Below are 24499 nucleotides of genomic sequence, written 5' to 3'. Positions count from 1 at the left end.
TTTGGGTTTAAGTAAAATTCTATACTTTGCTACCCCCGATTATTTATCGGTAAGTCATTTTGGCTAAATGAATGAAGAAGAGGGGGTTCAGCCAAGATTTAATCGACAAAATTCTAGTGGAAAACCCTGCTAAAGCATTTCAAATCGAATAGATGCAGCGACAGAACCTACTAGTAGTGAATATTAAGTTTTTAGAGGTTTTATCATGCTGCCTAGGAAGGTTAGGGAATAACTATCATTGAAGGGATAGATAGGGTGATACTTATATTTTCTTTTGTTATGGCCGACTTAACTGTAATATCGGCTTTTCTGTTCAGGGTTTAGTGAACCCCAGATGAGGAGCTGTCTTCGAACCTTATCGACGAAGCTGAGGTGCATCTTTTTCCAGATGCGATTCGGACCGCTTATCCTCTTGGCATAGATCTGCATATACCACCTGTTGGACTCCGCGTCCTTGGTAAGTATAAGCATTGAGGATTGCTGGATCCCTAATTCATATGGTTCAAGCCTAACGATGAATGATAGCAGAATCAAGTCTTCTCTTTCTTCAAGTTTAAGCCCGTCGGCTGAGAAAACTTCTGCGCCCTTCCCATGCATCTTCAACCATTCACCAATGTAATTGGAGATGGCTTTTGCCTCGGCGGCGTTTTGGGCGGTAAATGGAATTGGAATCGTCCACTCGTCTCCAATAGGCTTTGTCGTTGGATTCCAAACCCTTTGCAGCGACGGTGTCACAATCCTCGATGCGATGCGAACTGGGTACAGTGTCGATATAAGTATTAGAGCCATTGTGATTCCGATGGCGTATATTACAGTCGTAGAGGAGTAATTAAGCATCATTGGACCAGCAGACGCTGGGAACATTAATCGGGATACATGGATGGAACCCATTGCCAGCAAATAGCCGATTATTGAGCCTACAATCGCAAATTCGGATGATTCAGCAAGGAACATGAAGCATATGTGAAATGGTGAGAGTCCGATTGATGAGTATGTGAATATGTCTTTTCGTCTCTCTTGGACGGATCCTAAAATTATGTTGAGGATAGAGAGCGAGCATAGCAGTATAGGCACTATCTGGGTTTCCCACCCAATTATTGAGTAGATGATCTTTTTGCTGTAGTAAGTAACTTTGCCGTCATATCCAACATAGAATTGGAGTAGGTGGAAGGAGTCGAAAAGTTCACTTGCGATATCATCCACCATAGATAGATCATATGGGATTATGTCTATTGAAGCAAGAAAGACATCGTTGAACTGCATCAACATCGAGAATGGGATTATTACGATCTCAGCGGAACTGACATGAACATTATTTTGCTGCGGAATCCTTTGGTCCCATGGCGTTATCATTTCATCATCAAGGCTCCTGAACTTGTCTAGAATCGTCTCATTGTATATTCCTATCACGGTCCAGTTTCGCTGCAGAGTAAATACTACATCATTCACTCTTATGTTAAGTTCCCTCGCCATTCTCGACGGGATGAGAATCACCTGGTTGCCCTCATCACCTTTATGGAATGGTCTGCTGTGGCCGAAGTCCGGATGTTCCCATAGGATTGCGAATTCTATTCCTGATCTTATATGGCTCTCTTCAGGAGATATTCCGAGAACACCATAATATGTCACGTTTTTGCCGCCTGAATAGAGCCTGAAGTAGGAGTAAAACTCGGTTCCCTCTGAACTTCCAGGGGCGGGGCAGTACTTCCATGCTCTGGGGAGTATTATCGCCTCATCGCCATATCTTCCTTCAATATAATGAAGGAGTGTTTGGCTGAGCCCACCTGTGCGAATCCAATCTGAAGTTCTAATATGTATTCCAGAATATGAAGGAGGGTATTGCAGTAACGAAGGTTGGACGATCCGGCTTGCGGATATGGAAGCAAACAAGGTGAAGGCCATCACGACAAGAATCACCGTCAGGAAGGTAAGCAGCGATCTAACCTTTCTTTTCTTCATATTCTCTAGGCCAACTTGAAATGCGAGAATAGAGGCTGAGCCCATGCTAATCTCGGAGAAGTGTATTCCACCAACCCTTATTGCTAAACGTTTTATGCTGTCTCGGCACTTTGAGATGGGAACTAGAAGAACTGGCATAGTCATTAATATTATGCTGACGCTTACGACACTCATAGGTCCGTTAGAAGCCAAGCTGAATGCGGGATGCAGTATAGTGAAGACCGTTAGGGTTACCGCGAAGACTGTTAAGATGAGGATTATCTGTTTACGTCCGCTTGCACCGAAGATTAGGGGCACGAATAGAACCGTGAACGGCACAAGCAGGATTGCGAGGAAGGGCAAAGTGCCAATAACATCGAAATATCGGAGACGGACATCAATGTAGTTGTTTAACGCTTGAGCCCAAGCATGGTATGAGAGGCTGAAGGCTTCGCAATAATTTTTCTTTGCAATATAATATTCTATCCTCCTGAGGGTAAGGGCTAGCTCCTCATTCCTATCTAATAACTCTCCTGCAAGTCCATAACGCTCAAGTTCGCACAGACGGGCACTTGAGACGTAGTAAATGTCCCTTGCAATGCGGTAGGATGAAAGTGGTATTATAAACTGTTCTCCACGTCGCAGTTTGTAGCCATGTCCCCCCGGTTTCTCTTCACTTGCATTTATGAGAAATCCGCACGGAATGTCTCCTAGCCCATCGTACCTTAGCATAATCATTACTGGTGTTTCTGGGGGGACGTAAATAGATGCGATCCCGATACCGTATGTTTCATGCCATGCATAAAAATATCCATAGAAGTCTGGTCTCACATAGGTATAAGCATCTAGGACTTCCACGGATAGTTGGAGATGTCTACCGGCGTATCTTGTGTCCAGTGAATTTGGATAGATCAGATCCGTTAGGATGAGTGTGCCGCATTCGCCCAGCGTAAGCCAGCCTAGGTCATATTGTCGAATCTCTGGCCCGCTGGTAATCGTCGGGGGATTAGTGCTGGGCCAGCTGAACCTTCCATATGTTGGAGCATAAATTATCTCGCCTGTAGTCTCATCTAAAACGAAGGCTTGGTATACGTAAGCTGGAACTCGCTCTGGGTTTGAGATTATCTTATCCCTTGGACCAAGATCTCCTAGCGGTGCAGTGAACTCCCATCTCCCTTCATCATCAGACATTATTATTGAAACTGTCGAGCTCGTCGGCTTTGCAAAATCTTCGATTTGAATGATGTTGCCAACGTATTTAAGGTTTGAATGGCCTGAAGAGAATATTATGAGGGCATTTGGAAGTGGCTTATACTCGTTCGACGCTTCATCGAAGATGGCTGTTCTACCCCTCCAAGTGTTCCATGCATTCCTATATTTGAAGTCTCTGACATATTCCTCAAGTCCTTCAGTAGCCGCTATTCCATATACTAGGAGGGAGGCTGCCATAGAATTTTTCCTGAGATTCTCTAGGTTTAGGCGATTAAGGTTATCGTTTGGCAACCAGTCATAGGCAGCTCGCTCAACTGTCAATATGGAGAGACCCGCAACACCATGGGCAACTAAAACTGATCCATCACTTCCCTTATTCCATGCTAATGCAGGGAAGTATATGCTCATCCCATAATCGTTTGGAACACCAACTAGGGCTGAAACTAGCTTGTAAGATTTGCCGGTCGCACGATTAATTATACTCATTATCTGATGAACGTAATTGTTAACCTTGACTGTGTAACTGTATCCGGGTAAACCGCCTAGTGTGAGCATTGACTCCGCTATCTCACCCATAATGTTGTTAGTGGCTAATATGTCGGTCTCTGTTGATATTTGGAGGTGAATCTGCATCAGCACTTTACTGCGTAAATCTGAGTTTTCATCATAGAAATAGTCAAAAACGAAGTTCTTGGCTCCCCAAAGGTTCTGGTAATAACCTGAATATGCCACAAATAGTATCGTGTACTTGGATCCAACCTCCTTTATTACGCGTGCTAGTTCGAGAAGAGTTGCGACTCCTACCGCGCTGTTTGCACCTGGGGAGAGCTCAGGCGCTACGGAATATGAATCGTAATGCGCGGTTACCATCACTATCTTATCTGCTCGAACGGTTCCCCTCAAATATGCGATTACATTACTTGCACCTCGCTTCTCCCAAGCCATCTTTGATTTAATATGGGCCATTACTTGACCTTCAGAAGATAGGATCTTCCGCAGCTTAACTGCGTCATCGAAGGTCATGTAATATCTGAGGAACTTAATAGGTATGTCAACCCATTTGTCCATGACGGAGATAGGCTCCGAGTTTGGTTCCACAAATATTACGCCAGCGGCCCCGAACTTTACGGCTTGAAGCCAATTCCACCCACTATTCCAATCCATGAGTAGAAGGCTGCCGTTGACTTCTTTTCCTTCGATGTTTCTTAGGTCTCCGTCTCCCACGTCGATTATCGGTGCTAACGTCCCGGTAGTCGTGACTGGTGAGACGAGGTTTGGCACCATCGGATAAATTCTGAGCTCCACCTCGGGGTGGTCTAGGAGCTCTATACTTGCTCCGTAGCTAACGGGCACCACTACTTCATACTCGTGCAGGCTGGATTCTAATCCTAAACTTTCAAAATGTTTTTTTATGTATTCGGCGGCCAGTGAACAGCCGTTGTAACCTGTCACTCTAGGAGAGAATGTGACCAATGATCGTAGGTGTTCCTCGACGTTAGAGACGCTGAAAAGTTCAGCGAATCTGGCGTAATCGGCGCCTGCAGGGTCTCCCTCAGAATATGCGCAAGTCTTCGCTGAGACATGGGAGAGCACCATGAGTAGAATAAGGAGAGATAAAGTGTAATGTATGTTAACACTCTTTCTCATTTCCAGTCCTCCCGCGAATCCTACGTTTCATCACAGCCAGCCTACCTAAGGCGTTTTCCAGATTTCATTTATGAATTTTTGCCCCACAATCCTCTTATATCTGATCATTGAGCCCTGCTAGAATGGTGAAGCCCATATCGCCTTTATCGCCAATCCGCCTGCAACAGCGAAGATTATCGCTGTTCCTTCACCCAGCATGAGCCCAGCTGCGATGCTTGTACGGTTCTCACCGTACCATTTCTCCCCACTAATCCTAGCTAATACTTTACCCGCAGATAGACCTATCAGCATAGTCACCGGGATCGGTATGGGAGTTTGGAGGCCTGCGGCAAGACCCACGGCCAATGTTGGCATATTCATGAAGTTAAGGACTACGATCAAGCTGCCATATCCAATCAGCCATGTAAGGATATCTGGTATTCTAAAGAACCTCTCCGGCCTAGTTATCCAGGCGCATTGGTTCATTATTGATATGGGCCAGCTGATTGCTGGAGCTGGGAAAAGGCTTGACGGTATTGGAGCCAGAGCCCAGAACATCTGTGTAAATATTAAGCCGGCTAAGAGGGCAAGTGGGTAGGCGAGCATATTCATTTTGAGGAAGCTGCTGGCTGTTGTTCTAGTTAATTGGCATACCTTAAGTTCTGTTAGGATCTCGACTCCAGTATTAAGCCTGAGCGGCAGGAACCAGGCAGCCGTTTTATCGGCCATTCCACTCAGGAGGACTGTAAGCTGGCCAGTGTATGGAATGGTTGCTCCCTGCCCAGTAACGCCTACCATCCTCCCAGACATTAATCCTATGGCTAGGGGGAATATGAACTCGTATAGTATTAGCCCCCATACTGGGAATTCCGGAACGAGAAGATAATCGATGATTATGGGTAGTAGGATGCCCCCTCCAAACAATACAGCCATAAACCATCCGGGGAATCTTTCTCCGCTTATTCTATCCGCATCAGCAGATATTTTGCCAGTGAGAATATCCTTGACTTGATGTGCAAGTGTTCTTATGCGGAGCAGAAGCGGAACGAACCCCAAGGCTAAGCCTACTCCAATTAATGGGTTCAGCCAGTAGTAGAGGGTTGAGTACTGATAGATCTTTGTGATGTCCATTCCGCCCATGTAATAATTGGCCCATTCGGTCCATCCCATCTTCACCAATAATGGATTGATTATTAGAAACCTCAGGATTGATCCTGCAAATATACAGATAACAATAATGGGGGGCAGCATTATCCCCTGCGCGAGAATGATGAGGCTTGTAGCCAATCCGAAGGCACCTCCGGGCAGAACTGGCTCAATAATCTTGTAATAGTCAATCCATGGTAGGGGTATTACCCTCGCCTCCTTTCCAAGCGCTAACGTTACCGTGGGCAGGATATGCAGCACCATACCATAAAGGAATGAGACGAGAAAAGACCACGACAACACTTCCATCCTTTTTTCTTCTCTTTCAACGAGTGTTACTATGGCAACGGCTCGTATCTGCTGGATTGGGAAAGGGAGCCTCTCATTCTCTATATAGAGTTCTCTAAGTAGAAGACCGAAGAAGAATGCGCCCAAATATCCGGCTATGTCTGCGACGACCGCGACTAGGATTGGGAGCTGCCATTCTGGGGTGAAGAATGTTCTGGCTCTAAGTGCGTCGAATGTTGGCTGCGGCGCCCACCATGAAGGTATTTCTTCAATCGGTATATTGAAGAGTTTTGGTAATGGGCTTTGCATAAAGTATGCCCGGTATATTAGGGTTATGAATAATCCGCTACCAGCGATAGCTGCTGGTCCGAATATTAGGGTCGCCTCTTGGGGGGTCAAGCGTTTAGATGAAAATCTTGAATATTCCGTGAATATGAGTAGTAGAAATAATCCAACGACCCCGCCGAATCCTTCGCCGCCAACTATGACAAGGTTCATCCATAAGGTTGCGGGGGTTATGACAAATAGGCAGTAGAGCATGGCTAATATTGACCGCCATGTGAGCCCGCTCTCAAACTTATCTATGTTGTGGAGGACCCACTTGTCACTCATTTTCCCATCTTCCAAAAAGGGAGGAGTGTGCGGACGCTAGTCTATGGGAAACCCATTCTGAGGATGAAGGCTTGCCAGCACATGATGCTATATCGTATAAGCCATGTTACCCCCCAGCCTAAGAGTAGGCCGACGCCGAGGGGCATTATTTTCTTTTCGTAATATTCTCTTCCACCAATTCTGTTGGCTAATCTCACGATTAAACTACCTATCAAATATGTGATCCATGTTATGTATGATGTATAATGTGCAGCTGACCATAATCCTACCGGCGAAATTTGGAGGAAGATTCCGCCGACCGTGGATCTTAGGAGGTAAAGAGCGATTACTGGGAGGGTGCCGAATCCGAAGATCCATATGAATATGCTTGGATTGAATGGAACTGCTCCCATTCCCCACTGGATGCTTCCCTTCGTTGGATCTTCGTATGATGGCCACATGAACCATGGGCCTGGGTACCTCTGCATCCATCCGTATGTGCCCATAAGCCAGAGGGTCAGCACCGTTGTTACTGTTACACCTATAATTGTTGCCAGTGTGGAGCCTAGTAGGAGGTCCCGCATTCTTGTCTTCATCTGTCTACCAACAGCATAGGCCTCATTTATTCTGTACATTGGTGTGTTACGATTCATCCCGTTATATGATTGAGTGTATAGTACGTTCAACGTCATCACGGGCAGCGTAACAGTTTCCGGCTGGTTCAATACGAACATTCCTATGTATCCGCCTTGAATGTTTGCAACAGGGTCGCCTATTAGCCCGTACCATCCTCCGCCGGATTCTGCAATGATCCTAGCGAATGCTGTGTGTATCAGCATCGCGCTTCCAAGAACAATTATTGTGTATTGTAGCGGAACCCCCCAGCCTATGGCCGCCGCTATAAACCAGATGGCGCATACAATCATTCCAATCCATGCTATTTTGTGATCTCCATACTCATTCTTCGGCTGCTTGAATGATTTTGTCAGCGACTCCTTTAATTGCCGCCAGTTTACTATCAGCGGCCATAGGGCGAATCCTATCAGGGCCCCGCAGACCGCTGGAGCTAATCCTAGCCTATAGGTCGGGCTATCTGGTGAGAAATCATTCATGAATACGGACCACTGTCCAGGAGCCGGCTTATTTGCCATAAACCCTGTTGCGGTGGCTACTAGAGGATATACCGTCCATATTATCAGCGCGCCTATCGCCATGCTTTGGGACACATAAGGTGGGAGCAGGAGTATGAGTCCCAGTTCGGGTAATGAGAAGCCTATACCGAAGTATGCGGGCCCGAAATTGGTTGAGTATATGGTGAAGATGTCTCTGGCCCGATACGTGTTTTGGAAGGGATCAGAAGGATTACCCCAGTTTGAGAAGGCAAATGCTACGCATAGGACTACGCCGAGCCACAAGAGTTTCTCTTTGGCAAGTCTGCGTATGCCTTCAGACGACATGTTTATCATTTCGGATATTGGCACGGACATTGGGAATGGCAGGTCTTCTTGTTCAACCCAAATCTTATTCAATATTAACGCCCAAAAGTTGCCTAGCAACGACATTGAGCAGAAGATCGATATTGTAATGGCGATTGGCATTATCCAGCTTGCCCAGTTGATTGCAATCCCGCCGGTACGGAACTTGTTGGCCAATGCAAGCATCTCGCTAGTATCCTTAATTGGATACATATTCCCCAGGACGTTAAGGAATAGGCTTGGGCGACTGAGCGCTTGCATCAGTAACTGTCCCCATATGTATCCACCCTGAACCCAGACTAGTGTTGCGGCAACCATGGAATAGATGAATGCCATCTCAGACTTTGTGAACCTCCACTTCGCCGGAACCATCGAAAAGATGATGGCTAAAAGGGAGAAGATCATTAGGATGGGGATGTAGGTCATGAGCCCTGAATTGTATTCTTTCGCCGCGGCTCCTAATGCACCGCTTAAGGGCCCGGTCCAAGCGCTGCTTGCTGATGCCTTTACTGGATTATAGAAACTTATGTATCCCGTATAGACCAAGACGATTGCGCTAATCACGCAGAAGATAATGCTAAAAATGAATGATCTTAGAGTAAATCCGGAAAGTCTTTCTTGCTCTGACATTTTCGGACCACCTTTTTACACCAATTCTTTTATTGTTCGTTTAAAAGATTTTCCATATTTTTTCTAAGGTGGAAATATTAGCGATAATTTTTTGTATTAATGGAGGACTTGCAGCTTATGCAGTACATCTTTGTAGGCGACTGGCATCCTGACTTGAGGTGCCTGCCGTTTTAAGGATATCTTTTTCTATTCTAACTCTTTTCTATGATATGGGGGTGCTGGGAACTGGAGTTTGTTGGCGCCGTGACATCGACTATCGGGAGCTTCCCCCTTGAGGATAGTGAGGATAATAGGAGAAGGTGTATTGATGATCTATTGAGGATTGGGATTGATTTTCCCGCATACCCTCAGCTCATAGGGATGGGGGACCAGTTTCTCCGAGATTTGGCATCCACAGGTTCGGGGCTGGTTAGCCATGGTGACGTGTACCGTTTAGTTGTAAGCGTGCCTTCTTGGGATATTCGGCCCATAGGTTTAGATCAGCTTGTGTGGGCGGTTAGGTATCTAAGCCAGAAGGGGCTCCGCGCGAAGGTTCGAATTAAGGCGCCTATAACGGGACCCTTCACTTTGGCCTCCTTTATCCAGAGGGGTGGCGGAGTCTTTCCATATAATACGGCTTCTTCAGACCCTAAGATTGTGGATCAGCTCACGGATGTTTTGGAGGCAACCTGCCGTGAGGCTTCAAAGTATGCTGAGATGATTTCTATTGATGAGCCTGTATTGGGCATTTTAGTCGGCTCGCGGATCCTATTCGGTTATAGTGAAGACTACATCCTCAGCGTGTTTAGTAGGCTTCGGAACGCCTGCGGGGATCGGCTTGTCGGAACACACATATGTGGCAGGATACCTCCTAGGCTTGCGCAAATTCTCCTAAGGTCCGAGTTAGACTTTCTAAGCCACGAGTTCCATGATACCCCGGAAAACATTAATGTTTACCATGCTGACGATGTTAGGGATCGTGGAAAGATTCTCTCAGTCGGCTGCCTTTCAACGAGTAAAACGATTGTTGAAACTCCAGAGGAAGTTCTGGCCCTGATGAATAGGTTCCGGGAGTATGGGAGCCGACTGATCTTCACGCCTGACTGCGGATTCAGAAAACTCGCCTCCGGAAATATTGGGCAGGATGAAGCTTACATGATATCCGTCAAGAAGCTGGAGAGCCTCGTTGCAGCCATCAAAAGGTTCAATCTTTAAATAACGCTGCACTCATTAAAAACTGGTTTTTTTACAGGTCTAGCCGAGAAGCATCCTTCTCCAGAACCCTTTACAATCTTCCCTCCTCAAATTAAAGGCAATGATAATGAGAAACGTTGTGAGGAGTGTCGCCTCCACCATCGCATATGAGACATCCCAATCGTATGGTAGAAGCAGAAAATCTACAGATTCTTTCACAATTGGATAGAAGAGCGGATTATAATTGTGGCATGTGGAATCTACTAGAACATGGGACAAACCGCCTAAGAGTGATGAGGCAAATATGACCCTTGCCGAACCACACTCCCTCCTCAAATCCTCTCTACGCATACGGACAAATAGTGAGGCTATCAATGGATAAAGGTGGACTGTTACTGGAATAGATAGGAATGCGACTATCATCCCTCCGCCGATTATGCTGTGAAAGAGCCCCCTCATCCATAGCCCATCTGTCAAGATTGCTAAAATGATATCTAGATCTGGAAGGACTGACCCGATAAGGAGCGCTGGAAGGCTAAGCCTCCTCTCAACCCTGTGGATCAAATATGCGAGGGTATAGTGACCGAGCGGACTCGGCATAAGTCGCCACCACAAACTGCAAAAACTACTTTGCACTGCCTCATAAGCCTTATCAGACCTGAAAAGGAGTTAGACCTCACTGAACTTTTTGCAAAGATTAATCGTTAGGTTGCGGGAAAGGAAAAAGAAATTAATTGAAGCAGTATTTGAATTTTAGACATTGCAAATATGATGCCTCCCCAATATAAAATAAGAAAACGGAAATAAAGGACCCGAGATAGTATAGTTCAGGGCTCCGGTAGTATAGTCCGGCCAAGTATTCCGGCCTTTCGAGCCGGAGACCCGGGTTCAAATCCCGGCCGGAGCACCAGCACCTCTAGTTCTGGTGTGCCTTTCATAATTGCAATTTTTAAGTCCTTGGATTGTTTAATGGACTAGAACGCATTATGCAAAGGGTCTATTCTAGGGGTTTCAAAAAGAGGAGAAATGAGAATAGGGCATAGTTATGAGACTCGCGAATGATATTTTTGGGGGGACGGTTGATAATAGGAATATTACGTCCTCTGTGAGGGACCTGTTGGCACTGTCCATGCCCGATTGGGTTGACGTGAGGAGAATGCAAAGGTCGGATCTTCGACTTCCCTCATCTCAGAACATATCCGATATTAAGTTCTGCTGCGACCTGTCTTGGGCTAGAGTTTACTCCACCTAGATTTAGGGCTGAAAATGCAACCTAGATACTGCTGGATTACGAAATTAGTTACTTAGGCGGTCTAAATTTATTCTAAGCGTTTTCCATGGACGCGATTTTTAGACTTTCAATTTATCCATTCTAAATCTTGTATACAGGGTCACTAATCTTATTGAAGATGAGACTATATCATGCACTTTAGAAGTGATTTATGATTTAAATCTTCTGTTATGAGGGGCTTTGCCTATTTCATAGATGCTCGCCTTAAAACTTTCACTTTTGTTGTTGATAATAACCATGGTCAAATGATTGTTAACCGAAAGATAATCCGTTCAGGATGTTATCGTCGAAATTTTCGGCAGGTTGATTATCTGCACTAGAAATCTTGCATGTTTTATTTTTTGGCTCGTGGAATGTGAATTTTTCAACAGCAATAGTAGTTTAGTGGTTATTTTTTTAGGAACATTGATCAGAGCCAAAGCATGATTAGAGTATATAAACACCTAGGAGGGGGGATCGAAAATAAAGAGAATTTCACTTCTATTTTCGATTCGCTTAGAGTCGGCGAGAATGGTTTTGGACGGAAAAGGCTAAAATATGATGATCTGATATTCTGTCACAGGTTTCCAGTGAGTGAAACTATGATGGAGCCTGTCACGGTCGCCATAGTAGGTGTAGGCGGATACGGCGCGGTTCATGTCAGGGCCGCCCGAGCGCTGGAGGGTGAGGGGCTTATAAGAATCTCCGCCGTCGTTATCAGAAGCCCGGAAAAGTATCCTAGAGAGGTGGCTGACTTCCGTGGGAAGGGCGTGACAGTATATAATAACTTTGAGGATCTTTTAGTGGGGGAGAAAGGGAGAACCGAGATTATCGCATTGCCTACGGCCATACATCAGCACAGGGACATGACGATCATGGCACTTGAGGCGGGGTTCAATGTTCTGGTCGAGAAGCCCCCCGCTGTAACAATCCAGGACCTTGACGCAATGATCGCGGCTGAGAAGAGGTCGGGAAGATTCTGCGCAGTCGGATTCCAGTTTCAGTCGAAGACCATTGTCCGCAGACTGAAGACCCTCATCTGTGAGGATGGGTTGGGGGAGATAGTCTCAGTCTCCGCTAAGGGCAAATGGAAGAGGCTCGACTCATATTATACACGCAACACTTGGGCAGGCAAGCTCATGTGTGACGGAGAGTACGTCTTAGACGGATCGATCAGCAACCCCCTAGCCCACTACCTAATGAACTCCCTATACCTCGCAAGCAGAGAATGGGGCAGGGCTGCAGATCCAATCAAGGTAAGGGCTGAGCTTTATAGAGGGCATAGGATAGAGGGCGAGGATACCGCCTGCCTTGAGGTAGAGGTAAGCGGCGGCGCAAGAATCTACTTTTACACCACACTCTGCAACCCAGTCCAGAGCAGCCCCGCTCACAGGATCGTTGGGACTAAGGGTGTCGCCGAGTGGACAGTTGGGGGTGACGCACAAATAATCTACTCAGACGGCAGGAGAGAATTGATAAGAGAGGACGGGAAAGATGAAAGAGTCGAAATGTTCAGAAACATAGCCAGATACGTCAGGGGCCTTGATAAAGAGATTAACTGCCCACTAGAGATGACCAGACCATTCGTCTTAGCGGTCAATGGGGCATATGAATCTGCCAGGATGATAAAGGACATCCCAGACAGATTCCTCATTAAAAGGGAGGAGTCAGGCTCCATATCGACAACAATCATCGGCATAGAAGAAATAATTGACAAGGCCTATGAATCACAGCAGATGTACTCCGACATGGGGGTCGAGTGGGCCTATAGGACAGATTACTTCCCACTAAAGGGCTACCGCATGTTCAACCTGAAAATGTGAAGGAGAAACCTAAATGAAGGTCAGCATAATAACGGATGAGATAAGCTCAGATCCGGAGACCGCAATAGAACTCGCCTCAGACTGGGGGATCAGGCATTTCGAGATAAGGGGACTATTGGGTAAGAGGGTTCCAGATGTTGAACCCCAGCTAATAGACCGGCTTAAAAGCATAATCTCACGTTACGGCGCCGAAGTAGTCGCAATATCCCCGGGAATATTCAAATGCGACATAGAAGACCAAGAGACCATAAAGAGAGATTTAGAGGAGAGGCTACCACGCTCAATAGATCTCGCAAAAGAATTGAAGGCCGGCTTCATAATTGTATTCGGCTTCCACTGCAAAGACCCAAACAATAATGGGTATATTGAAAGGGCCGTCAGCGCATTACGAAAGGCTTCGGACTATGCAGCCAGTATGGGAATTCACCTCGCACTTGAGAATGAACCCCAATACCTCGCAGATACTGGAGAGAGAACTGCGAGACTTCTCAAACTAGTGGAAAAGGACAATCTACACATAAACTGGGATCCATGTAACGCATACGTCTCCGGTGAGGATCCATCTATGGGCATCGAGCATGTGAAGGAAACAATCATGCATGTGCACCTGAAGGATGCGGTCATAGATCGCAGAACAGGAAAGAAGGTTTACGTCCCCCTTGGAGAAGGGGAAGTGAACATCCTACGCCAATTAGAAAAACTTAAGATGCATGATTATGGCGGCTTTGTCTCCATAGAGACCCATATAAGCCCAAACAAGGTAAAGAACTCGCAGAAATGCTGGAATAACCTGAAGAATCTACTCGCAAAAATTGACGAGGAAACTAAATAAGAGATTTATGACGGACTGTCTCTAAAGTAACATTTATCTTTGGCTTATTTTTATATTAAAAATTAGAGTTATTAGAAGTTCGCCGAGGCAAGCCACTCCAAATTGTCGCATAACGATCTCATGAATGGAAGATTCAGCAAGATGGAAGACTTGGGGAGGAAACACTATGCGGAGATCGCCGGCACTCCTCTTGGTCACGGTAAGCGCTCTAAGCGCTTTAGGAGTGGGCTTGCTCGGTCCTGTATACCCCATCTTCGTCCTTAACCGTTTCTCCGCCTCAATAGTGGATGTTGGTTTTCTCGCAGCGGTCTTCAGTCTCACCGCCGCCGTTTTCAAGGCACCTGCGGGGAAAATCGTAGACCTAGTTGGCAAAGAGAAGGTTTTACTTGCAGGAGTACTTCTCGGCGCCATCTCATCCCTATCATACATCTACGCATATAACATTATGCACCTATACCTCATCGAATTCTTGTTCGGCATTGCCTATGCCCTACAACAACCCTCACTACTAAGCCTGGCGATAGACCTGAGCAACGAAGAGAAGAGAGGATTCTTTTTGGGAATATTGAGTTCCGCCTACGACCTAGCAGGTGCAGTAGCAGCCCTCGTTTCAGCACTCATCGTAGCTAAATTTGGTTTTGAAGCAATCTTTTACATGGCTTCCGGGCTGCACGCAACAACAGGCATCTTCGTTCTAAAGTCGAGAAAAATATAAAGAATCTAAGGCCTCGGAAGCAACTTTCTTATAGGCTTAGCGATGATCTCCTGAACGTCAAGATCAAAGAAGCTCGTCGTATTCACGGATCTAACAATTACCGCCGTGTCAGCACCTCTACCCTGCCCAGCAACGGCAATGACGTCCTCGCCTACTGGGATGGCGCCGGCGTCCGCTGCCATAACAGTAATTTCCAGAGCGACCTTCATTCCCTGAGAGAAGAGACGAAGAACATTGGCAATAAGCTCCCCTATTGGCGGAACATATGGAGGCCAATATGGCTGAGGCATAGGCTGGTCAGGCTGCCTAGGCGGCATCCTCCTCAGACTGCTGCCCACACCTGCAAAGGCATGCGTGCAGGTAACAATCTTCCCTCCCAGCGCCCTAATCTTTTTCTCATTCTCCTCAAGAAGCTCCGGGCCTTGGGGACCAACCATATGGGTTACTACAACAACGTTTATCCCTGTCCCACTAAACAACTCAGCAGCCTTCACGCCTGTTTCACCCCTAGTCGAGGCCACGACCACATGCTTAATACCGCGTTCAAGAGCCTTCTTTTTCACAATTTGTAATAAAAGATCCGTATTCTCCGGCCTATGCTCCTCAAAATAGATGATCTTCTCCTCTCTCATCACTTTCCCACCCGCTTCACAAAACGATTGTTGCGCTTCAACATTTCTATAGCTGCTTACCAATACAAAATATTTAACACTTTTCGCTTTCAGCACCCTGCTTCATGCCATCCTCCACTAGTGATGATGTTAACGTTATATACTGCTACGACATTCAGCAATTAAAAGGCATAAGGAATTGGAGAAAATGAGTCAGACCATAACCCTGCTTTATGAAAGGATTATGGAAAAGATTAAGGAGCTAATAGTCTTTGGCTCCGCGGTCGCCGTCATCCATTGGGACACTGAAACTATGATGCCTCCTAGGGCGGTTAAACTGCGCAGCGAGCAGATGTCGCTGATGAGAAGAATAGAGCATAGGATGGGCACCGACCCAGAAATAGGCCGTCTTCTAAAGGAGATTATTGAACACCCTGACTACGATAGTCTAGATTTAGTGCAAAAGAGGAACATCTACTTAATAAAGAAGAGATATGATGAGCAGACAGCACTCCCCGAGGATTTAGTAGCCAAGACTGCAAAGCAGCGTGTTATAACCACCGAAACTTGGAAGAAGGCTAAGGCAGCCAAGGACTTCTCGATCCTTAAACCCGAACTTGCGAAGCTAGTTGAGCTTAGGAGAGAAGCCGCTGAGATCCTAATGGATGTTAAGGGGACGGAGACATCTTACGACGCGCTTATAGACATATTCGAGCCGAAAATGACTGAGAGAACGCTTACGAAAATATTTGAACATCTCCAACAAGGCCTGACCAGGATAATGGAAGATATCAAGCGACTCGGTGAACAGCAAAGGCCAGACTTTCTAATGAGAAGGATTCCAGTAGAAATTCAGCGTCGAATCGCCGTAGTACTTGCAGAGAGCTTAGGATATGACGTGACATCAAGCGAGGCAGGAGGAAGGATCGATGAGACAGAACACCCATTCACAACCGGATATTACGACGATGTCAGGATAACTACACACTATTACGAGGACAACTTTACCTCGTCAATATTTTCCGTCCTCCACGAAGCTGGACATGCGTTATACGACCAGAACATCAGGCGGGAATGGATGTATCAACCTGTCGGTTCACCATGCTCCTATGGACTCAACGAGTCACAGTCACGATTCGTTGAGAACATTATTGGCCGTTCACGTGAGTTTTGGGTCTACTTCCTCCCTAGGCTGAAAGAGATTGCTGGTTCACTGCTCTCAGATGTTGATCTCGACAGCTTCGTCAAAGCCATAAACATTGTTAAGCCATCGAAGATACGTGTAGAGGCTGACGAGGTAACATACTGCCTACACATCATAATTAGATTTAACCTTGAAAGAGACTTATTCGCGGAAAAAATATCTGTAGAGGATCTACCTGAACTTTGGAGACAAATGTATAACGATTATTTGGGAGTAAAGATTGAAAATGACTCGGAAGGAGTTATGCAGGACACCCACTGGCCAAGCGGACTCTTCGGCTACTTTCCAAGCTACGCCCTAGGAAACATTTACGGCGGGCAGATCCTAGAAGCACTAGTGAAGGATATTCCGGACTGGAAAACCCTAATTGCAGAGGGTAAAATAAGACCGATAATAGAATGGCTGGCAAGAAACATTTACGCCTGGGGCAACCTGTATGATCCCACCGATCTCATCAAGAAGATCACTGGACGAGACTTGCAGGTGGAGCCTTACCTAAGATACCTGACCGAGAAACATTTTGGAACCCAACCTCCAGCGTGAATGTTCTTTTAACCCTTGCGACGCAAAGATAATAAATGACTGATTATCAGCAGACATAATTGTATGGAAGAAGCAAGGCTGCAGGTCAGCGAAGCCTCACCCAGAGACGTAGGCAGAAAAATCGCCAGGATCCCAGTCTCAATCATGTCTAAGATTGGAGTGTCCACAGGAGACATAATCGAGATAATGGGGAAACGTGCAACATGCGCAATTGTCTGGCCGCTGGGCTCAGAAGAAAAGAATGAAGTAATAAGTATTGATGGATTATTGAGGAAAAGTGCCGGAGTCTCCCTAAGCGATTATGTAATAGTCAAGAAAGCGGAGACTAGAGACGCGATCCATATAATGCTTTCGCCGAGTGGATATAAGCTCAGCGAGATTGATGAAGATTTTAATATGCATGTTAAATCAGTACTTCTCGACAAACCGTACACGATAGGAGACTTCATCTCTCTGCCGATCTTCGGCGGAAGCCCATTATATTTTACTGTCGCCTCCACAAGACCGAAAGGGATAGTGATCGTAACAGGAGACACAAAAGTAGAGGTATCTCCGGAGCCAAGAGAGGCGGAGATAGGGGTTCCACGCGTAACATATGAGGACATTGGCGGATTACGTGAAGAGATTCAGCGTATTAGGGAGATGGTAGAATTACCTCTTAGGCACCCAGAACTCTTCGAGAGGTTGGGAATTGAACCTCCGAAGGGAGTTCTGCTTCACGGGCCACCCGGCTGTGGGAAGACTCTCCTAGCAAAGGCTGTGGCAAACGAGGCAGAGGCCAACTTCTATTCAATAAACGGTCCAGAGATAATGAGCAAGTTCTATGGAGAATCCGAGGAGCGTCTTCGACAAGTCTTTAGGGAGGCACAGGAGAACTCTCCAAGCATAATCTTCATAGACGAAGTAGATGCGATTGCGCCGAAACGTGAGGAAGTAAGCGGAGAAGTTGAGAAGAGAATAGTCTCCCAGCTATTAACCCTAATGGATGGAATCACGTCGAGGGGGCAGATCGTCGTTATAGCCGCAACTAATAGGCCTAACGCCATCGATCCTGCCCTAAGAAGACCCGGAAGATTTGATAGAGAAATAGAGATAGGAATACCTGACAAGAGAGGGAGACTTGAGATACTACAAATTCATACAAGAAATATGCCTCTTGACAGCGATGTGGATATGGATAGAATCGCCGAAATAACGCGCGGTTACACAGGGGCGGATCTCGCAGCACTCTGCAAGGAGGCTGCAATGAAGGCTCTGCGTCGGTATCTACCACAGATTGACCTAGAAAAGGAGAGGGTGCCTCCAGAAGTGCTGAGAAAGATGCAGGTTAAGATGGAGGACTTCATGAACGCTTACAAGGAGATAGTTCCAACAGCGATGAGGGAGGTATACGTTGAATCTCCAAACGTACACTGGGATGACGTTGGAAACCTAGATGATGTGAAACAGCAACTGAGGGAAATGATAGAGTGGCCGATGAAAAATCCTGAGAAATTCAGGAGGATAGGCATAAAGCCGCCGAGAGGCATACTCCTATATGGACCACCCGGTTGCGGGAAGACTCTTCTAGCGAAAGCAGTTGCAACAGAGAGTGGAGCCAATTTCATAACGATTAGAGGCCCAGAAGTCTTCTCCAAGTGGGTTGGAGAATCGGAGCGTGCGATAAGAGAAATCTTCAGAAAGGCGAGGATGGCTGCACCCTCAGTAATATTTATAGATGAAATAGATTCCATCGCACCTAAGAGGGAGCTCGGATTCGGCGACTCAGCAGTCTCAGAAAGAGTTATCAGCCAATTGCTAACAGAGATGGATGGATTAATAACCCTTGAAAACGTTGTAGTAATGGCAGCAACCAATAAGCCACACATGCTAGACAGCGCCCTTCTCAGACCAGGACGCTTTGACTACCTAGTTTACATCCCAAAACCAGATCATAAAGCGAGACTGGAGATCCTGAAGGTTCACACGAGAAATATGCCTCTTGAGGACCGTGTTCATCTCAATGAGCTGAGCGAGAAGACTGAAGGGTTCTCAGGCGCGGACCTAGAAGCGCTCTGTAGAGAAGCCGGCCTTAATGCTATAAGAAAGGATAGGGAAAAAGTTACATTAGAGGACTTTCAAGAAGCTCTCCAGAAGATTAAACCGAGCATAACTCCGCAGGTTGAGGAGAGGTATAAAGCCTTTCAGGAAGAAAGGGTATAGTACAATTAATTGTACCGATACATTTTTATATAATGCTACAATCTTTTGCCATTGAGCAAGATGAAACCATTCATGATAATTAAGGAGCCGGAGGTTGCAAAGCTATTCGCCGACAAGGTAAGAACGGAGATTCTTCACAACCTAAGGCATAAAGAAATGACCGCATGCCAGCTCGCCAAGCTGCTGGACAAAAATGTCTCATCAATATCGCATCATCTCTCAGTTTTGGAGAAGGCTGGGCTGATCGAGCAGACCCGAACCTCCATGAAGGGAAATTTAGTCGAGAAATATTATCGCGCAGTGGCAGAGAAATTCATCATATCGTACACGTTAAGTGAGGGGTTGATCCCCGGATCTGAGGATGTTTCAAGATGGAATAGAGAAATATGTCGAAACGCAGCTGAGAATATAGGTATCTTCGGCTTCAAGATACCGGAAGAGAAGAGGCCGCTGATACTTTCCCTAATCGAAAGGCACGCGATACTTGAGAACATGATTTTGGAACGCATAATCTCTAATCAGAAAGAGTCGGTAGAGATCAGTAAGCCTGCGATGAGGCTTTTACTATCCGTTCTTACACACGCTTTCCTATTTCGAAGCCCAGAATACAGGCGGATAATTGATGAATTATGTAAGGAGCTCGGAATAGAAATCGTGGAGCAGTGAGTCGAAGGTGGCATTTTTCAGCAAGCTCTTCAGATACATGATTAAAAGGTGGCATCTACTCGCATTCATAATTATATGCATCTCGCTCACGACTGTACTAAATGTATATATTCCCCAAATTGGCGGGCAGGTTATCAGGAACATAATCCTCATCGGAGATTATAACGCATTAATATGGCTCGTCCTACAAATTATAGGCTTTACAGCTGCGTCAGGAGTTCTCTCATTTCTCCTACGATATCTTAACGGATACTTTTCTCAGAGCGTACTATATGAAATCAGGAATGACGCCTTCGAATCGATACAGAGACAGTCACTCGCCTTCTTTGACCGGACTGGAACCGGACAGCTAATGTCAAGAGTTACAACCGACACTGAGAGGATAGGCCGATTTCTGGGAGGGGATTTCAGAATGCTCATAGAAACAGCTTTTCTGCTGACAGGTGTTGTAACATCAATGGTCATAATTGACTGGCAACTCACTATTATCTCATTCTGCCTTGTCTCACTTATCCTCGTAACATTTCTAGTCTTCGGTAAGAAGGTGAGACCTATCATTAGCAAATCGCGCGAACACTACGCCAACATTACATCAGTTCTCTGGGAGAATATTTCCGGAATAAGGGTTGTGCGCGCATTCGGAATGGAGGACTATGAAAGAAGCAAATTCCACAAACCTAACAACGAGTATTATGAAGCAATGATGACCGCCACAAGCCTAAGGGCAACCTTTCTTCCATTAACCGGCCTCATAGGAGGCCTTGTGACGGTCACCGTTTACTGGCTTGGGGGCATAAGGGTCATTGAAGGCCAATTCGGCATAGATATGCTTTATGTATTCAGTAGTTACGTCTCAATGCTGATTAGGCCGATGTCGATGCTAGGCAATATATGGTCTGGCTACCAGCAAATGGCAGCTGCAGGAGAAAGGGTCTTCCAGATTATTGAGCAGGAACCTGAAGTGAAAGACAAGCCAGACGCCATTGAAATGGAAAAAGTCAGGGGGCACATAAAGTTCGAAAACGTCTCATTCGGATATGATCCGAATAAGCCAGTCCTGAAAAACATTAGCTTTGAAGTCAAACCCGGGGAGACTGTAGCGCTGCTCGGTCCCACAGGATCTGGAAAAAGCACAATAATTCACCTCCTCCTGCGATTTTACGACGTCTCATCCGGAAGAATCCTTGTTGACGGATATGATATAAGGGATGTTAAGCTAAAATCCTTAAGAAGGCATATAGGAGTAGTCTCGCAGGAAGTCTTTCTATTCAACAAAACGGTTAAGGAGAACATCTCTTTCGGAAAGCCAAATGCAACCTTTGAAGAGATCGTGAGAGCGGCCGAAAAGGCGCAGGCACATGAATTTATAATGAAGCTGCCTAATGGATATGATACGATAATCGGAGAAAGGGGGATCATCCTCTCTGGAGGACAGAGACAGAGGATAGCAATCGCGAGGGCTCTGCTCGTGGATCCAAAGATCCTAATCCTCGACGATTCCACGTCAAGCGTAGATGTTGACACAGAATATGAAATCCAGAAAGCCTTAGCAGAGCTCCTAAAAAACAGGACGACGCTGGTTATAACCCAGCGTATCTCAACAATCCGCAACGCCGACAAGATTATAGTGATAGATAACGGCGAAATCGTTGAGGATGGAGATCATGAGACACTCATGCAAAAGAGGGGCGTCTATTATCGACTTTATGAGACTCTGTACGAGGCTCAGAGAGATGTGCTTGAAGCCATTGCAAAGCGGCAGATGCGAGAAATAGAACAGCCGATGATCACTGAGCATAATGTAGGTGGATAGCTATGGGTTTTCACCCTCACCCGCCTCACCATCATGAATACATCGATATACCTCTAGAACGTAAAATGTCCAGTAGAGAGATAATTTCGAGGCTTCTCGGATACCTTAAGCCTCATAGAAAGCTGATCTTTGGGGTCGTGATAGCTGTCTTAATTACGTCGGTTACAGGGATCGTAAGCCCGTACATTTTGGGCAGGGAGATAGTGGCAAAATACATCTTAAAAGGAGACATCTCGGGACTTCACATGATAATACTCATCTTCGTAGGAATCCAAATCATCAACTGGGCCGCCAATACGGTCCGCACATATGGTCTTGGAAAGATTGGTCAGTCGCTACTTATGAGGATAAGAGCGGATCTTTTCTCGCATCTCCAGACTCTATCATTCAGCTTCTTTGATAAATCCGACAGCGGCGACCTAATTTCTAGGTTAACTAACGATACTGATGCTATAGGCGAGGCGTTTACATCAGGTTTAGTGCAAGTTGCAAGCGATATCCTCAGCCTTTTCATGATAATCATCGTAATGTTCAGCTTAAATGTTCAGCTGACCCTAGCCTCTTTGGCAGTTGTTCCCCTGATCGTTGCTGTCGCAGTCTTGTTCAACTCAAGGTTTAGAGCCGCTTATAGATTGCAAAGGATGAAGATCTCAGAGGTCACGTCGAAGCTTCAGGAGAGTATATCCGGAATTAGGGAAATCAAGTCATTCACGAAGGAAAAGGACGCGACAGAAGACTTCAAAACAGCGTCCCTTGAGAACCTACAGGCGAACCTACAGGCAGCAAAAGTTTGGGGATCATTCTTCCCAACCGTCCAGCTACTTGAGGCGGCTGGATCTGGAATAGTCACATTATACGGCGGATGGCTCGCATTCAACGGCATGCTTGGATCAATAGAGGATGCCGTCGGCACGATAATAACATTCATAATGTATGTCAGAATGTTTTTTGGACCCATAATGGACCTCACCAACTTCTATAATACTGTGCAATCCGCCCTCGCTGCTTCGGAGAGAATCTTCGAGATACTGGACATAAAACCTGAAATCGTGGATTGCGAAGAACCCGCGGACCTACAACAAGTAAGGGGGCAAATAGAATTTAGGAACGTAACTTTCGGGTATAAGCCAGAACATCCTGTCATACATAACCTAAGCTTCTCTGTAAAACCTCATGAGATGGTAGCGCTTGTCGGCCCCACAGGAGCCGGAAAAAGCACTATTGTCAAGCTTCTCTGCAGGTTTTATGAGCCACAGTCCGGCAGCATCATGATTGACGGGCATGACCTGAGAAAGATAAGTCTAAAGTCACTTCGCAAACATATAAGTATCGTACCACAGGAGACTTTTCTCTTCTCCGGCACGATTATGGATAATATTAGATATGGAAGAATCGACGCGACAGATGAGGAGGTTATATCAGCCGCGAAGATGGTTGGCGCCAACGAATTCATTGAGAGACTGCCTGAAGGCTATAATACTAAGATAGGTGAACGGGGAGCAGGGCTGTCCGTCGGTCAGAAGCAGCTCATCGCCTTTGCAAGGGCTCTACTCCGCAACCCCTCAATCCTTATACTTGATGAGGCAACGTCAAGCATAGACCCTTATACCGACCTCATCATTAGACGAGCCATGAGGCTACTGTTTAAGGATAGAACTTCAATCGTGATCGCACATAGGCTCTCAACGGTTAGGGATGCGGACAGAATATTGGTGATAGATGATGGGAGAATAGTGGAGGAAGGAACCCACAGAGAACTAATTAAAAGAGGTGGATTATACAGTCACCTGTATGAAATGCAATTTAAAGAGCCTGAGAAGACAGCCATTAAAGTGTCCTCACCAATTCATCTGGAAACTGGTAAAAGGACAGATAAGAGTTAAGCTCTCATTTGCTCATTATACATTTGCCATTATTTTACTTCTGCTTCATCTTCCCTTTTCTGGGCTTCTGAGACCCCCTTCTTATCTTTTCTCCTCGAAGTTGAAATAACAGCTTTCCTTCGAACAACCCTCCTTTCGATAATTCTTTCACTCACGAACTCTTCAACGATTCCAATAGCTTTCTTTGGGGTCTCGGAAACAGGAACCTCTTCTTTAATGATAGCCTTTGGCGGAGGCTGCGTAGGCTCCTTCAGTAGTGAGGGAGGCATCTTCGGTTTCGCCTTTGCAATGGCGGTCTTCTCCCTCTCCTTCACCTTTTTCTTCGCTATCCTGCGCTCCTCCATTTTCGCCTTAGCCTTTGTCCTTCTCACTCCTGGCTTAGCGAGTCTTCTCTTAATTGCACTCTTCTTCGCTTTTCCGATCAGCCCTATCTTGTTGGCATATTCTCTAACCTTCTGTTCAGAAAGAACACTTAACGCTTTGATCATATCCCTCTTTTTCTCAGCCTTTTTCGTTCCCAAAAACGTTGAGATCTCTAATGAGACCCCTGTCTCCTTCGCTAGTTGCCTCAATTGGCTGAGAGTCATCTGGTTCAGAAGCTCCTCCTTTGTAAGCCTATTTATTCCAAGTAAGTTTATGAGGTCGGATTCTTTAAATTCCGAATTGACAAGTATCTCAACAATCTCTTCTCTCGATGTTACCGGTCTAACCTTACCTTCAAGATCCTCCCTTTGAAGGGCAATATTATTCTTTTCTGCGAGCTGTCGAAGCTCCTCGGTGCTTAACCTGTCAAGCAGCTCTTTCGTTCCCTCGTAGTCCGCAAGCTTAGAAGATATCGACAACGGATTCACCCGAAGT

Annotated in this window: 16 protein-coding genes and 1 tRNA gene; 11 read left to right on the top strand and 6 right to left on the bottom strand. The window is 46.0% G+C overall.

Going from position 1 to position 24499, the window contains the following annotated elements; translation table 11 throughout:
* Window positions 1–288: 288 nt before the first annotated feature.
* The 3 genes from NZ952_01815 to NZ952_01805 all read right to left on the bottom strand — a co-directional run bounded on the left by NZ952_01815 (window position 289) and on the right by NZ952_01805 (window position 8906).
* The gene (locus NZ952_01815) at window positions 289–4797 is read right to left on the bottom strand and encodes a M28 family peptidase (GenBank protein MCS7119928.1); all 4509 of its coding nucleotides are present in this window, start codon (window positions 4795–4797) and stop codon (window positions 289–291) included.
* A gap of 117 nt (window positions 4798–4914) precedes the next feature.
* Window positions 4915–6822, bottom strand: coding sequence for an OPT/YSL family transporter (locus tag NZ952_01810; GenBank protein ID MCS7119927.1), 1908 nt, complete (start codon window positions 6820–6822; stop codon window positions 4915–4917).
* Between the two features lie 41 nt (window positions 6823–6863).
* Window positions 6864–8906, bottom strand: coding sequence for an OPT/YSL family transporter (locus NZ952_01805; GenBank protein MCS7119926.1), 2043 nt, complete (start codon window positions 8904–8906; stop codon window positions 6864–6866).
* Window positions 8907–9149: 243 nt separating this feature from the next.
* On the opposite strand from NZ952_01805, the gene NZ952_01800 reads away from it, so the two are divergent.
* A complete protein-coding gene (locus tag NZ952_01800) occupies window positions 9150–10100 on the top strand; it encodes a hypothetical protein (GenBank protein ID MCS7119925.1) in 951 nt (316 codons plus the stop codon).
* Window positions 10101–10139: 39 nt separating this feature from the next.
* Here NZ952_01800 and NZ952_01795 read toward each other — a convergent pair whose 3' ends face one another.
* The gene (locus NZ952_01795; GenBank protein MCS7119924.1) at window positions 10140–10679 is read right to left on the bottom strand and encodes a metal-dependent hydrolase; all 540 of its coding nucleotides are present in this window, start codon (window positions 10677–10679) and stop codon (window positions 10140–10142) included.
* A gap of 232 nt (window positions 10680–10911) precedes the next feature.
* On the opposite strand from NZ952_01795, the gene NZ952_01790 reads away from it, so the two are divergent.
* From NZ952_01790 to NZ952_01770, 5 genes are all read left to right on the top strand, one after another.
* Window positions 10912–10989: transfer RNA gene (locus NZ952_01790), tRNA-Glu, on the top strand.
* Window positions 10990–11124: 135 nt separating this feature from the next.
* Entirely contained in the window at window positions 11125–11331 is a 207-nt protein-coding gene (locus NZ952_01785; protein MCS7119923.1) for a hypothetical protein, read from the top strand.
* A gap of 461 nt (window positions 11332–11792) precedes the next feature.
* A complete protein-coding gene (locus NZ952_01780; protein MCS7119922.1) occupies window positions 11793–13172 on the top strand; it encodes a Gfo/Idh/MocA family oxidoreductase in 1380 nt (459 codons plus the stop codon).
* A gap of 13 nt (window positions 13173–13185) precedes the next feature.
* Window positions 13186–14004, top strand: coding sequence for a sugar phosphate isomerase/epimerase (locus NZ952_01775; protein MCS7119921.1), 819 nt, complete (start codon window positions 13186–13188; stop codon window positions 14002–14004).
* A 166-nt stretch (window positions 14005–14170) separates the two neighbouring features.
* Entirely contained in the window at window positions 14171–14719 is a 549-nt protein-coding gene (locus NZ952_01770; GenBank protein MCS7119920.1) for an MFS transporter, read from the top strand.
* A gap of 5 nt (window positions 14720–14724) precedes the next feature.
* On the opposite strand, the gene NZ952_01765 is transcribed toward NZ952_01770, so the two are convergent.
* A complete protein-coding gene (locus tag NZ952_01765) occupies window positions 14725–15351 on the bottom strand; it encodes a hypothetical protein (protein ID MCS7119919.1) in 627 nt (208 codons plus the stop codon).
* A gap of 187 nt (window positions 15352–15538) precedes the next feature.
* Between NZ952_01765 and NZ952_01760 the strand changes: the two genes are divergently transcribed.
* The 5 genes from NZ952_01760 to NZ952_01740 all read left to right on the top strand — a co-directional run bounded on the left by NZ952_01760 (window position 15539) and on the right by NZ952_01740 (window position 23641).
* Entirely contained in the window at window positions 15539–17077 is a 1539-nt protein-coding gene (locus NZ952_01760) for a carboxypeptidase M32 (protein MCS7119918.1), read from the top strand.
* A gap of 63 nt (window positions 17078–17140) precedes the next feature.
* Window positions 17141–19279 carry a CDC48 family AAA ATPase gene (locus NZ952_01755; GenBank protein MCS7119917.1) on the top strand — a complete coding sequence of 713 codons (2139 nt, stop codon included), beginning with the start codon at window positions 17141–17143 and terminating at the stop codon, window positions 19277–19279.
* Between the two features lie 72 nt (window positions 19280–19351).
* Complete coding sequence (locus NZ952_01750) at window positions 19352–19945, top strand: winged helix-turn-helix domain-containing protein (protein ID MCS7119916.1); 594 nt, start codon at window positions 19352–19354, stop codon at window positions 19943–19945.
* A gap of 7 nt (window positions 19946–19952) precedes the next feature.
* On the top strand, window positions 19953–21758 hold the full coding sequence (locus tag NZ952_01745) for an ABC transporter ATP-binding protein/permease (protein ID MCS7119915.1): 1806 nt from the start codon (window positions 19953–19955) through the stop codon (window positions 21756–21758).
* 2 nt (window positions 21759–21760) lie between these two features.
* Window positions 21761–23641, top strand: coding sequence for an ABC transporter ATP-binding protein/permease (locus tag NZ952_01740; protein MCS7119914.1), 1881 nt, complete (start codon window positions 21761–21763; stop codon window positions 23639–23641).
* Window positions 23642–23670: 29 nt separating this feature from the next.
* Here the strand turns inward: NZ952_01740 and NZ952_01735 are convergent, their stop codons facing one another.
* The gene (locus NZ952_01735; GenBank protein MCS7119913.1) at window positions 23671–24483 is read right to left on the bottom strand and encodes a hypothetical protein; all 813 of its coding nucleotides are present in this window, start codon (window positions 24481–24483) and stop codon (window positions 23671–23673) included.
* Window positions 24484–24499 lie beyond the last annotated feature (16 nt).

Source organism: Candidatus Bathyarchaeota archaeon, from assembly GCA_025059045.1.
Lineage (GTDB): Archaea > Thermoproteota > Bathyarchaeia > Bathyarchaeales > DTEX01 > JANXEA01.
This window is presented reverse-complemented; position numbering and strand designations above follow the sequence as displayed.

Coding starts and splice junctions, on each gene's coding strand:
- NZ952_01815 (MCS7119928.1), bottom strand. CDS start 4,797: ATGAGAAAGAGTGTTAACATACATTACACTTTATCTCTCCTTATTCTA.
- NZ952_01810 (MCS7119927.1), bottom strand. CDS start 6,822: ATGAGTGACAAGTGGGTCCTCCACAACATAGATAAGTTTGAGAGCGGG.
- NZ952_01805 (MCS7119926.1), bottom strand. CDS start 8,906: ATGTCAGAGCAAGAAAGACTTTCCGGATTTACTCTAAGATCATTCATT.
- NZ952_01795 (MCS7119924.1), bottom strand. CDS start 10,679: ATGCCGAGTCCGCTCGGTCACTATACCCTCGCATATTTGATCCACAGG.
- NZ952_01785 (MCS7119923.1), top strand. CDS start 11,125: ATGAGACTCGCGAATGATATTTTTGGGGGGACGGTTGATAATAGGAAT.
- NZ952_01780 (MCS7119922.1), top strand. CDS start 11,793: ATGATTAGAGTATATAAACACCTAGGAGGGGGGATCGAAAATAAAGAG.
- NZ952_01775 (MCS7119921.1), top strand. CDS start 13,186: ATGAAGGTCAGCATAATAACGGATGAGATAAGCTCAGATCCGGAGACC.
- NZ952_01770 (MCS7119920.1), top strand. CDS start 14,171: ATGCGGAGATCGCCGGCACTCCTCTTGGTCACGGTAAGCGCTCTAAGC.
- NZ952_01765 (MCS7119919.1), bottom strand. CDS start 15,351: ATGAGAGAGGAGAAGATCATCTATTTTGAGGAGCATAGGCCGGAGAAT.
- NZ952_01760 (MCS7119918.1), top strand. CDS start 15,539: ATGAGTCAGACCATAACCCTGCTTTATGAAAGGATTATGGAAAAGATT.
- NZ952_01755 (MCS7119917.1), top strand. CDS start 17,141: ATGGAAGAAGCAAGGCTGCAGGTCAGCGAAGCCTCACCCAGAGACGTA.
- NZ952_01750 (MCS7119916.1), top strand. CDS start 19,352: ATGATAATTAAGGAGCCGGAGGTTGCAAAGCTATTCGCCGACAAGGTA.
- NZ952_01740 (MCS7119914.1), top strand. CDS start 21,761: ATGGGTTTTCACCCTCACCCGCCTCACCATCATGAATACATCGATATA.